The sequence below is a fragment of the Ruegeria sp. F5 genome, from assembly GCF_056533845.1.
Window position 1 is genome coordinate 286910 of sequence record NZ_JBQFOU010000002.1, and the last position, 11738, is coordinate 298647.

Annotated in this window: 14 protein-coding genes; 6 read left to right on the forward strand and 8 right to left on the reverse strand. The window is 60.2% G+C overall.

Features of this window, described 5'->3' with window-relative positions; genetic code table 11:
- Window positions 1–20: 20 nt before the first annotated feature.
- Together ACR0K1_RS03800 and glnA are read left to right on the forward strand one after the other, a co-directional pair.
- Window positions 21–359 (forward strand): P-II family nitrogen regulator, encoded by a 339-nt coding sequence (locus ACR0K1_RS03800; RefSeq protein ID WP_170472761.1) that lies wholly within the window; start codon window positions 21–23, stop codon window positions 357–359.
- Between the two features lie 30 nt (window positions 360–389).
- Window positions 390–1796: a type I glutamate--ammonia ligase gene (gene glnA, locus ACR0K1_RS03805; protein WP_480613696.1), complete on the forward strand. Its 1407-nt coding sequence runs from the start codon at window positions 390–392 to the stop codon at window positions 1794–1796.
- A gap of 22 nt (window positions 1797–1818) precedes the next feature.
- Here glnA and ACR0K1_RS03810 read toward each other — a convergent pair whose 3' ends face one another.
- A complete protein-coding gene (locus tag ACR0K1_RS03810; RefSeq protein WP_480613694.1) occupies window positions 1819–3207 on the reverse strand; it encodes an MFS transporter in 1389 nt (462 codons plus the stop codon).
- Window positions 3208–3406: 199 nt separating this feature from the next.
- Between ACR0K1_RS03810 and ACR0K1_RS03815 the strand changes: the two genes are divergently transcribed.
- Window positions 3407–4204, forward strand: a complete 798-nt coding sequence (locus ACR0K1_RS03815; protein ID WP_480613692.1) for a lytic murein transglycosylase — start codon at window positions 3407–3409, stop codon at window positions 4202–4204.
- A 198-nt stretch (window positions 4205–4402) separates the two neighbouring features.
- Window positions 4403–5305 (forward strand): hypothetical protein, encoded by a 903-nt coding sequence (locus ACR0K1_RS03820; protein ID WP_480613690.1) that lies wholly within the window; start codon window positions 4403–4405, stop codon window positions 5303–5305.
- A 36-nt stretch (window positions 5306–5341) separates the two neighbouring features.
- Here the strand turns inward: ACR0K1_RS03820 and ACR0K1_RS03825 are convergent, their stop codons facing one another.
- Entirely contained in the window at window positions 5342–6082 is a 741-nt protein-coding gene (locus ACR0K1_RS03825; protein ID WP_480613688.1) for a heme-dependent oxidative N-demethylase family protein, read from the reverse strand.
- Between the two features lie 123 nt (window positions 6083–6205).
- On the opposite strand from ACR0K1_RS03825, the gene dddP reads away from it, so the two are divergent.
- Window positions 6206–7549: a dimethylsulfonioproprionate lyase DddP gene (gene dddP / locus ACR0K1_RS03830; protein WP_480613686.1), complete on the forward strand. Its 1344-nt coding sequence runs from the start codon at window positions 6206–6208 to the stop codon at window positions 7547–7549.
- Between the two features lie 7 nt (window positions 7550–7556).
- Here dddP and ACR0K1_RS03835 read toward each other — a convergent pair whose 3' ends face one another.
- Window positions 7557–7751 (reverse strand): hypothetical protein, encoded by a 195-nt coding sequence (locus ACR0K1_RS03835; RefSeq protein ID WP_480613684.1) that lies wholly within the window; start codon window positions 7749–7751, stop codon window positions 7557–7559.
- A gap of 203 nt (window positions 7752–7954) precedes the next feature.
- On the opposite strand from ACR0K1_RS03835, the gene ACR0K1_RS03840 reads away from it, so the two are divergent.
- The gene (locus tag ACR0K1_RS03840) at window positions 7955–9169 is read left to right on the forward strand and encodes a bifunctional alpha/beta hydrolase/OsmC family protein (protein WP_480613682.1); all 1215 of its coding nucleotides are present in this window, start codon (window positions 7955–7957) and stop codon (window positions 9167–9169) included.
- 39 nt (window positions 9170–9208) lie between these two features.
- On the opposite strand, the gene ACR0K1_RS03845 is transcribed toward ACR0K1_RS03840, so the two are convergent.
- The 5 genes from ACR0K1_RS03845 to ACR0K1_RS03865 all read right to left on the reverse strand — a co-directional run bounded on the left by ACR0K1_RS03845 (window position 9209) and on the right by ACR0K1_RS03865 (window position 11661).
- Complete coding sequence (locus ACR0K1_RS03845; protein WP_480613680.1) at window positions 9209–9532, reverse strand: hypothetical protein; 324 nt, start codon at window positions 9530–9532, stop codon at window positions 9209–9211.
- 11 nt (window positions 9533–9543) lie between these two features.
- Window positions 9544–10056, reverse strand: a complete 513-nt coding sequence (locus ACR0K1_RS03850) for a hypothetical protein (RefSeq protein ID WP_480848830.1) — start codon at window positions 10054–10056, stop codon at window positions 9544–9546.
- A gap of 189 nt (window positions 10057–10245) precedes the next feature.
- Entirely contained in the window at window positions 10246–10833 is a 588-nt protein-coding gene (locus ACR0K1_RS03855; protein WP_480613676.1) for a biotin transporter BioY, read from the reverse strand.
- 76 nt (window positions 10834–10909) lie between these two features.
- Window positions 10910–11332 (reverse strand): DUF6314 family protein, encoded by a 423-nt coding sequence (locus tag ACR0K1_RS03860; RefSeq protein WP_480848833.1) that lies wholly within the window; start codon window positions 11330–11332, stop codon window positions 10910–10912.
- Window positions 11329–11661: a hypothetical protein gene (locus ACR0K1_RS03865; protein ID WP_480613672.1), complete on the reverse strand. Its 333-nt coding sequence runs from the start codon at window positions 11659–11661 to the stop codon at window positions 11329–11331. The genes ACR0K1_RS03860 and ACR0K1_RS03865 overlap by 4 nt, the downstream gene beginning before the upstream one ends.
- Window positions 11662–11738: the final 77 nt, after the last annotated feature.

Sequence of the window (11738 nt, forward strand, 5' to 3'; positions counted from 1 at the left end):
AGAGCTAAAGGGAGCCCGGGATGAAGAAGATCGAAGCGATCATCAAGCCGTTCAAACTCGATGAGGTGAAAGAGGCCTTGCAGGACGTCGGCGTCCAGGGTCTGAGCGTGATCGAGGTCAAGGGGTTTGGCCGTCAGAAAGGTCACACCGAACTGTATCGCGGTGCGGAATATGTGGTCGACTTCCTGCCCAAGGTGAAGGTCGAGGTCGTTCTGGACGACGATCAGGTCGATGCTGCCATTGATGCAATCGTGTCCGCGGCGAAGACAGATAAAATTGGCGACGGCAAAATCTTCGTCTCGCCTGTCGAACAAGCCATCCGCATCCGCACCGGCGAGACCGGCTCGGACGCGCTGTAACAGAACACTCAAATCAGAGGAATAGTGAGTATGAGCAAGGACGCAGTTCTTAAGCTGATCCAGGACGAAGGCGCTGATTACGTTGACATCCGCTTTACCGACCCGCGCGGCAAGCTTCAGCACGTCACCATCATGGCCGATCAGGTTGACGAGGATTTCCTTGAGGAAGGCTTCATGTTCGACGGATCGTCGATCGCCGGATGGAAGTCGATCGAAGCATCTGACATGAAACTGATGCCGGATACCGACAGCGCCTATGTCGATCCGTTCTACGCGGAAAAGACCATCTGCCTGCACTGCTCGGTTGTCGAGCCAGACACTGGTGAGGCGTATGAGCGTGACCCGCGTGGCACCGCGCAAAAAGCGGAAGCCTACCTGAAATCTTCGGGTATCGGCGACGCAGCTTTCTTCGGCCCCGAGGCCGAGTTCTTCCTGTTCGATGACGTCCGGTTTTCGAACAGTATCAACAAGGTATCCTACGAAGTTGATGCAACCGACGCGTCGTGGAACACCGACACCGAGTACGAGATGGGCAACATGGGCCACCGTCCGGGCGTCAAGGGCGGTTACTTCCCTGTAAACCCGGTTGACGAAGCGCAGGACCTGCGTTCGGAAATGCTGTCGACGATGAAGCGCCTTGGCATGAAGGTCGACAAGCACCACCACGAGGTTGCCTCGTGCCAGCACGAGTTGGGTCTGATTTTCGACAGCCTGACCAAACAGGCCGACGAACTGCAGAAGTACAAATACGTCATCCACAACGTTGCGCACGCATATGGCAAATCGGCGACCTTCATGCCGAAGCCCATCGCGGGCGACAATGGCACCGGCATGCACGTGAACATGTCGATCTGGAAGGACGGCAAGCCGCTGTTCGCAGGCGACAAATATGCTGACCTGTCGGACGAGGCGCTGTGGTTCATCGGCGGTGTTCTGAAACACGCAAAAACCCTGAACGCTTTCACCAACCCGTCGACCAACAGCTACAAGCGTCTGATCCCCGGTTTCGAAGCCCCCGTTCTGCGCGCCTATTCGGCCCGCAACCGTTCGGGTTGTGTCCGTATTCCGTGGACCGAAAGCCCGAAAGCCAAGCGCGTCGAGGCCCGTTTCCCCGACCCGGCTGCAAACCCCTATCTGGCGTTTGCCGCGCTGCTGATGGCCGGTCTGGACGGCATCAAGAACAAGATCGATCCGGGCGAAGCCATGGACAAGAATCTGTACGATCTGCCTGCCGAAGAACTGGCAGACATTCCGACCGTCTGCGGCTCGCTGCGTGAGGCTCTGGAAGCTCTGGCATCCGATCACGACTTCCTGCTGCAGGGCGACGTGTTCACCAAAGACCAGATCGACGGCTACATCGCGCTGAAGATGGAAGAGGTCGAAACCTACGAGCACACCCCGCACCCGGTTGAATACGGCATGTACTACAGCTGCTAATCCAGCCCTGCGAGGTCAAAAATCAGGGGCGTCCTTCGGGGCGCCCTTTTTTTGTTTGCTCCATCGCGCCGGGATCGGACTGTTCCAACGCGAAATGAGCATAGATCAGGATCACGGCCGAGACCGCCGCCGTAACCCAGAACACGACCGCAAACGACCCGGACATGGCATAGACAGTGCTGCAGATCGCCATACCGAATGTGCCGCCCAACAGCTGGCTGCTCAGCACGATCCCCCCGGCCTGCCCTTGCATCCCCGGAGGGACAGACATCATGACCGCACGCTGCGGCGGCACGAACAGGAACGAAATCGCGACGCCCGAGAACAGCAGACCTGCATAGACCAGCAGGTTGACACCAACTCCCATCCCGATTGCCATTGCGACCAACCCAACCAGAGTCCCCAGTACGCCAAGCAGGGATGGCAGGCGGGTTCCATAGGTGTCCGCCGCCTTGCCCGCGATGGCCGCGGTCAGGACGGGAGGAACAACGGCGGGCAGCAGCGCGACACCCGCCATCAGCGGGGACAGCCCGCTGACCCTTTGGAAATACATCGCGCCAAACACGAAGGTTGCGATTTTGACGAACTGGGCCAGCAGGACGATCATGTTCGACGCCGCAAAGGTGCCGTTGGAAAACAGCCGCATGGCGATCAGGGGCGCGGGCACCCGCAACTCCATCGGCACCAGAATACCCAGCATCAGCACGCCCAGAATCAACGGTCCAAGCACGTCGATCCGATCCCAGCCTCGCTCTGGCCCCTCCATGATGCCGAAAACGGTCAGGCCCAGCCCGCCGACCAGCAGCAGCAACCCGGCCCAGTCAAAGGCGGGCTCTTCCCGGTGCGGCGGGTCACGCCAGTAGATCCAGGTGATCAGGGCGACGATCAGAACGATGGGCGGATTGATCCAGAAGATCCAGCGCCAGGACAGATAGTCCGTCAGCAAACCACCCACGACGGGACCAAGCGCCAGAAAACTGGTGCCAATCGCGCCATATATGCCCAGCGCCATGCCGCGATCTTTGTCCTCGAACGACATCGACACCAGAACCAGCGAAAGCGGGAAGATAATCGCGGCCCCGACGCCCTGCACCGCGCGGGCAAAAACGATGGCCGTACCGCTATTGGCAAATCCAGCCGCCATCGAAGACAGGCCAAACAGCAGCAGGCCAATGACAACCAGCGTCCGTGTGCCAACCGTGTCGCCCAACCGCCCGGCGGCTCCGGCCAGCGCCGCGAGGACCAGCAGGTAGATACTGACCACCCAATGCGCGCCCAGATCGCTCAGCCCGATGTCTTTCTGGATCGTGGGCAAGGCCACACCCACCACGGTTTCATCCAGCAGGATGACGCCAAGAATTGCGCCCATGGCCCCCAGCACCCACCAGCGCCTGTTCTCATCCTTGCTCATGTGTGAACCGCCTTGGAATATGAAACCTGAATGCACTTTATTGAACACGCTGCGCGAAACAGGCGTCAAGGGTCCGGCTGTCCTGTGTATCGGCCCGGTTGCAGCGCAAAGCCAATTTCACGACACGACGGGAATTCTCTTCTTTGCGGCAATCGGGCCAGCTATCCTAGCGCTCAAAGGAACAAGGAAAGAGCGGTTCATGAAACGTCTTGTTGGCCCCCTTGCCGCCCTTGCGGTGACATTTGCCTCTGCCGGGCTTGCGGCGCAATGCGGCAACACCAGCAGCGGGTTCGAGACATGGAAGAAGGACTTTGCCAAACAGGCGCGCAAAGCCGGTGTGAAAAAGAAGGGCCTGCAGGCGCTGGCCCAGACGCAATACGCAACACGGACCATTGCCGCAGACCGGAACCAGAAAAGCTTCAAGTATTCGCTGAACAAGTTCATGCGCATTCGCGGCGCGGATACGATTGTTGCGCAGGGCCGCAAGCGCAAGGCGCGCAATCCCGAATTCTATGCCGCGCTTGAACGGCAATATGGGGTTCCCGCCGGCGTTCTGATTGCCATCCACGGGATGGAAACGGGCTTTGGGAACTTCATGGGCGACAGTCAGGTTGTTTCCGCAATCACAACACTGGCCTACGATTGTCGCCGATCCGAGTTCTTTATTCCGCACGCAATTGGGGCACTGAAACTGGTTGATCAGGGCAGTATCACTATGGCGACAAAGGGGGCGAAACATGGCGAGTTGGGCCATACCCAATTCCTGCCCGGCAATGCGCTGACCTATGGGGTCGATGCCACCGGGGATCGCCGCGTGGACTTTTACAACATGACCGACGCGATGGCCTCGACCGCGAATTTTCTGCGGAAGAAAGGCTGGAAGCCCGGTCGCGGGTATCAGCCCGGTCAGCCCAACTTTGCGGTGATCCAGCAGTGGAACGCGGCCTCGGTCTACCAGCAATCCATCGCAATTATGGCAGCCCGAATCGATGGCTAGCCGCGCCTTGCCGCCAACATCGTGACAGCCCAATTTGGCCACATTGTCGCCATAGTGTGCGAAAAAAGCCGGATTTCCTTGGTTTCCAATACGTAATCAATCGTCAGAAAATTTCTTTTTTTTGCATTTTCGTCAAATTCTCCCCCAGATGGGTCGCTAGGTTGTGGTGTCAGACGGAATGCAACAGAGGACAGAGCTGTGTCTCGGAAGCAAAGCTACCATGGCGGCCTGCAATTTGACGGGGGCACCGAAGGCGCGATCGAGCGGTTCGGAACCATCGTCGCGGCAACACTGGAAGACTACGGTCATTTGGTCGAGCGGAAAGCCCTGCTCAGCCAGACTGAGGCCAGCATCGTATCCAGCCAGTATCTGGTGCGCCTGTCCCTGACCTCTGAGGCCGAGAAAGCCGAGAACCGGCACGAGCGCATGGATCGCGCCGCCGGTCTGAAAACCCTGACCCGTCCCAGTGTCAGCACGCCACGCAACCGGCTGGTGATTACGCTCACACCCGTCTCGCCGCTTCTGGATGACAGCGAGATTTCGGAACTGATGCTGGTGGTCGTTCTGTACCGCATGGTCGATATCTGCACCACGCGGCGCGTCGAATGGCTGTCGCCGCACACGGTCCTGACGGTCGAACAGTTCATGAGCGCCTTTGACACTCTGGCCTCCAGAAAACCGCGCGACAGAAAGCAGATTTTCCAATCCGTGACCGGCCAATTCGCCGGGCTGACCGTGGCCGCGCCCGGCGAATCCACAGCCGAGGCAGACGCGCCGGAAGCCCGACCGATCCAGTTGACGGACGAGCAGCTGCTCAGCATCGCTTTCCGCTCAGCCGATACTGATCCGGTGTCCGCCACCCCTGCCCGGTCGGATGACGACGGTGACAGACCCAGCGATGTTCTGCGCCTTGGCACTTGGTGCATGACCGGTGTCATCGCCAGTGTATCCACCCCGATTGCCCTGTCGATGGCCGCGGTGAACCTTCTGCGCGGTGAAGACTTCCGCCTGAACACGCAGGTGCTTGTCTTTTCCGTGGCTATCGTCGGCCTGAACACCAGCAATGCATTTGCGGGCGTTGCAGGGATGCTCGGGCACTAACAGAATTACTGAAGACCCTCCTAGGAGGCCCCGCCGTCAGGCGGGGTTTTCCGTTTTTGGCACATGGCCAGCGTCCAGAATGTAAGTGTGGATCGAGAACACAACGGCGCGCGTCCCGGGCAGGCGCAGCAAGGTCTGGCGTTCACTGCGCAGGTACCTGGCGGTGTCGGGATCAACGGCAACCCGCCGATCATTGGCGCTGCGCGGCTGGAACAGCTCGGCGTCGTTGTACCAAAGCGTGTTGAACCGCCACAGCGGACGGCCCGGCTGGATACCGTCGAACAGGCGCTGCACCCGCCGGGCTATGTTGTCGTCATAACTGTCTACCGGCACGTGAATATCCACCAGCGGGCGCATGAACTTTTCAGACAGTTGCCAACTGGCGGGAAAACACAGGATCGCGCCTGTCAGCACATGTTCATCGCCGGTCTTTTGCAGAATGCAGAAATCCTCTTGAACCAGTTTGCACAGCGTGTCCAAGGGGCGATCTCGGTCAATGGCAACGGACACCCCGTCTGGCCGTACGACCTGCTCGGCCATCCCCGGATAGGTTCGGGCCAGAACCAGGTCCAACAGTTCCCGCGCCGCAGGTTCGGCATCGGGGCTCAACGCCAAAACATCCTTGCGGTGGCCGGCCAACAGGGTTTCCCGGCGCTGCATCTGGCCCGCAAATGCCTCATCCCGATGCAGCCAGTTGTCCATCGTGACGGGCTGAATCCCCGGCAGCGCGCGCCGGTCGAGCGGATCGTAGGGAATGGCTGTCTGCAGAATGGTCATGCGCCCGGCCTATCATCCGATCGTGCAAATGTCGGTCAAAAAGCGACAATTGCGTCGTCGCAAATCACTGAGACGGGAAACCGATGATTCCGCAGGCTGATCACGCAAGCAGGGAGCCAAGCCGTGAATCACCATTACCGGGATACCCGAAAGATCGACCCGACCCGAGGCGCAACACTCGGCGACGGCACCCCAAACGACAATGACCGGATCGAGATCGGTCCGACTCAACTGGCGTTTGACGAATGGTCTGCGGCCGGGCTGGACCTGCCCAATCTCGACCGGATGCGCGAGTTTCGCTGGAAGCGGCTGACACAGGCTATTGTCGATCGGGGTTACGGCGGGCTGCTGATGTTCGACCCGCTGAACATCCGCTATGCGACCGACAGCACCAACATGCAGCTTTGGAACACGCATAACCCGTTCCGGGCGGTGCTGCTGTGTGCCGACGGGTACATGGTGATCTGGGATTACAAGAACTCTCCGTTCCTGTCCAAATTCAATCCGCTGGTGCGCGAACAGCGTTCGGGCGCGGATCTGTTCTATTTCGACCGTGGCGACAAGGTAGACGTGGCCGCCGATGCCCTGTCGAACGAAATCCGCATTCTGATAGATGAACATGGCGGCGGCAACAAACGTCTGGCCGTCGACAAGATCATGCTGCACGGGCTGCGCGCATTGGAGGCTCAGGGCTTCGAGGTGATGGAAGGCGAAGAAGTCACCGAAAAATCACGCGCCGTCAAAGGCCCTGACGAGATACTTGCGATGCGATGCGCCAGCCACGCCTGCGAAACCGCCGTGGCCGAGATGGAGAGGTTCGCGCGCGCCAATGTCGGTGACGGCAAGACCACGGAAGATGATATCTGGGCTGTGCTGCACGCCGAAAACATCCGGCGGGGCGGCGAGTGGATCGAGACCCGGCTGCTGGCTTCGGGCCAGCGCACCAACCCGTGGTTTCAGGAATGCGGCCCGCGCATCACACAGCAAAACGAAATCATTGCTTTCGATACCGACCTGATCGGGTCTTACGGTATTTGCGTCGATATCTCACGCACCTGGTGGATCGGGGACCAAAAGCCCCGCCCTGATATGATCTATGCCATGCAGCACGCGCACGAGCATATCATGACGAATATGGAGATGCTGAAACCCGGCGTCATGATCCCGGAACTGACGGCAAACACCCACAGGCTGGACGACAAGTTTCAGGCGCAGAAATACGGCTGCCTGATGCACGGTGTCGGTTTGTGTGATGAATGGCCGCTGGTGGCTTATCCGGATAAGGCGGTCGCCGGGGCCTATGATTATCCGCTGGAACCCGGAATGGTTCTGTGTGTCGAAGCCGCAGTGGGCGAGGTTGGCGGAGATTTCTCGATCAAGCTCGAAGATCAGGTCCTCATCACCGAGGATGGCTATGAGAACCTGACCAGGTACCCGTTTGACCCGCAACTGATGGGTCTGGAATAAGGCACGGTTATTGCGACCAGTTGGACCGCCGCACATTGCCGTGCCAATCCTCGATCTCTGACACAATCTGCGGCTGCGGCGAGTACCCCGTCGCGGGCCAGGCCTGACCCAGCGCGAAGCCCATCACCGAAGCCAGAACGATGGCAATCAGGGTCCCGCTATGGGCTGAAGAGACTTGGGGGTTTGTTGCTGTATGTGCCATGGCGGCCTCCTATGATTTGTCCATGGCACTGATATGGGCGAAAGATTAAAATAATGAAAACGAATGTTTGTTGGGTTATTTATCACCAATATCGATTAATCGAAATTACTCACCTTCACGTGACGCAGATGACATAAGGGTTGTGACACCACGCGGATGCACACAATATCAGGGGCATCCCCCCAGCAACCGAAGGAGCCGACATGCCCACGGAACGCATCACTTTTGCCGGACATGACGGCAGCCAACTGGCGGCACGGCTGGATCTTCCGGATGGGCCGGTGCTGGCAACGGCGTTGTTCGCGCATTGCTTTACCTGCTCCAAGGACATCCCGGCGGCGCGGCGCATCTCGGCCCGGCTGGCGGCCATGGGCATTGCCGTTTTGCGTTTCGACTTCACCGGTCTGGGCCATTCCAAGGGGGAATTCGCCAATACGACCTTTACCTCGAATGTCGAGGATCTGATCGCCGCCGCGCAATACCTTGCGGGTCGGAACATGGCACCTGCGCTGCTGATCGGGCATTCGCTGGGCGGTGCCGCCGTCCTGCGCGCGCGGGCTGGCATTCCGTCGGTCAAGGCGGTTGTGACCCTGGGCGCGCCTGCCGATCCCGGCCATGTGTCGCATCATTTTACAGAAGCCCTGCCGCAGATTCAGCAGGATGGCAGCGCCGAGGTTTCTCTGGGCGGTCGCCCATTCCGCATCGGCAAAGCCTTCGTGGACGACATCGCCGAGGCGGCGCTGACACCGGCGATTGCCGAGCTCAAGGCGGCTCTGCTGATCCTGCACGCCCCCCTTGATGAAACTGTCAGCATCGACAACGCCAGCACCATCTTTCTGGCCGCCAAACATCCCAAAAGCTTTGTCACGCTGGACGATGCCGACCACCTGATCACCCGCGCCTCGGACGCTGAATATGCCGCTGACGTCATCGCGGCATGGGTGACGCGCTATGTGACCCTGTGCCCCCCGGCCCCGCCCCCCGGCGCGCCCGAGGGCATCATCCGCGTCACCGAAGCTGGCCCGGACGGTTTCCTGCAGGACATTCAGGCCGGGCCGCGCCATCATTCGGTGGCCGATGAGCCTGCCTCATATGGCGGTACCGACAAGGGCATGTCGCCCTACGGGTTTGTCTCGGCCGGTTTGGGGGCCTGCACATCGATGACCATCCGCATGTATGCAAGGCGGAAAAAGTGGCCGCTGACCGGCATCACGGTCGATATCTGCCACGACAAGGTGCACGCGCAGGATGCGGGGCTGGCAAGCGAAGGCAAGGTGGACCAGTTCCGCCGCAAGATCCGGCTGGAAGGTCCGCTGGATCAGGAACAACGGGACCGGTTGCTGGAGATCGCAGACAAATGCCCGGTGCACCGCACACTGGAAGGCACCGCGCAGATCACCACCGAGTTGCTGGACTGAACACAGGCAGCCCCTGACGGTTCAGAGGCTGCTGCGGTGTCAGCGCCGCCTCGGTGCGGGCCGGTGGATCGGCGGTCGGGCCGCAGGCGGGCGCGCAACCGGCGGACGGGGCCGCGCTGGCGGCTTTGCGATCGGCGGCTTCGGTCGCGCAGGCGGCTTACCTACCGGAGGACGCCCCGGTCTGTTCGGACGATCCACATCAATGTCGACATCATGGTAATAATCGTTCCACAGCATCGAGTCGTAAAACGGGTCATAGCCGTAGCCGACCCCGACCGTCACGCCCTCACAGGCGGACAGAGTGAAGCTCGCCGCGCCGAGACCCAGCGCCAGAACCGACCGTTTGATGAGTTTGCGGGTCATATGCGCCTCCGTCACTGCAGGGACCGGAACGACGCGAACACATCATTCACATCGTCCACATAGGCCGGGTCGGCCCCATCAAGCAGGATGACAACCGCAACAGCCACCCGATTGTTGGGCAGGTCGATCACCGTCGCGGTGAAATTCACGCCCCGCCCGTCACGGCTGCCGGTGCCCCGGAACACACGTGCGGGCAGACCGCCGATCCTTGTGTCGCTGGTGCTGGTGACGGTCGGATCCTTAACAAGGAATTTATCAATATCTTCAAGGTATCGCACCGCGTCCCTAATGGACGCAACGCCTGCGGGTGAGACAAAACCCATCCACACCTTTTCGTCCGTCACCGGTCGGAACCCCATCACCCGCGCCACGGCGCGGGCGTCACCCAGTTCGGTATCTTCGATCTCGCGCGGGCCTCCGGTGCGCAGCAGCCAGAAGTCCGGTACGGAAAAGCGAAACAGCGCGCGCCCTTCGTCGGTGTATGTGACCGGAGTCTCTGCCGCGGCCGGTTCCGCGCCCCACATCCACAAACTCGCGCAGGCAGCAAGGGCTGAGCCCAATAAAATACGCATATCTCAATAGCCTGATGGTTTCTCTGCCATCAGATTGAACGCGGACCTGCAGCTTTGTCCAGTACGCGTTTGACAGGACAACAAAAAACCCGCGCCGGGAGCTTCCCCGGCGCGGGTCAAATGCCTCTGGCATAAAGCCAATCAGGTACGGGCGTCGCCCACCAGTTTCCACAGCGCGGGGATCATCAGTGCGGCCAGGGCCAGCTTGAGTGCATCGCCCACAAGGAAGTTGGTCAGACCCCATTTCAGAATCGGCTGATCCCAGCCAAGCACATGGCCCAGCCACAACACGCCCGGCACATAGATCAGAGCATTGGCCAGCAGCAGCGCAAGCGCCAGCTTGCCGGCCGAGCGGTCCCAGCCGCGAGCCGCCAGCGCGCCCAGCAGAACGGTCGCCAGCAGGTAGCCCACCAAATAGCCGCCACTGCCGCCCATCATGTAGGTCAGACCGAATTTTTCAGCCGAGGAGTTTGCGAACACGTCAAACCCCAGCGCACCGATCAGCAGATAGCCCAGCATGGTGACAAGGCCCAGACGCGCGCCATAGGCCGTGCCGATGGTCAGAACGGCAAAGGTACCCATGGTGATCGGAACCGGCCACATCGGAACCTTGATCTTGGCGGCGACGGCCAGCGCCAGAATCCCCAGAGCGACCAGAACAACCTGTTTAACGCGCAGCGCGGTACCTTCGCGCGGGCCGATTGCTTCGGCCAGAACATTCGTTTGCATTTTTGTTTCTCCACATTCCAACGGCTTTGCGGGCGCAGCATTGCCTGCACTACGCCGCGACCGCAAGCAGATTGCGCTATCGCAGCCGGTAATCTGTCTCCATTTCATAGGATTTTCGCGGTCCGGAAACTGTCCAGCGGACGCTCCAGCGCGGCCAATCCGTAAAGTCGTATAATGCATCATAGCTGTCCGGCGGGCAATCATGGTGATCCGCCGCATGCGGCAGGCCAAGCTTCAGATTGTGAAAAAACCGCCCGTCGTCGAAGTGAACGGCAACCATATCGCCCGCATCGTGCCACTGGTACCGCCGCGTGCCCTTGATCGCAGGCTGACCCGGCAGATGCAGCGTGACGTCCTCATCGTAGATCAACCCGTCCTGCCCCGCGCTCAACCGGGCGTGACCCTCGGCCATGACGGTGTGGCCGGCCCTGGCGTCGCGGATAGTGCGTTTCACGTCCCACGTGCCGATGAAGTCCGAGATTTGGCTCGGCAAACTCACTCGGAATAGGTCCCGTCCGTGATATCGCCACCATCACCGACAAAACGGATCGTGTCGCCGCTCTGCAATACGTCATAGCAGGCCCAGATGTCAGATGGCGGCCATTGCGAGCAATAGCGGTCCCCCCGCACAGCCCATCTGCCCGAGCTGGGACCGCCCGAGAAATACTGCGTCGACATATGTTCATCGAAGGTTTGCGACACGCCCTGCCCATAGTCCAGCCGCTTACCGGACAGTGCCGTCAGGATTTCCTCGCCGGTCAGCTGCGTGAACTCCGCTGCTGCCAAACCTCCGGGCCACAGGGCCAAAATCAGGGCAAACCGTCTCATATTCGCACTCGCGCCTTGTTCGTTGGCCTGCGCGGGTTTAAACCCCGCCGCATCGCCTCTTGCCAAATCACAATAAG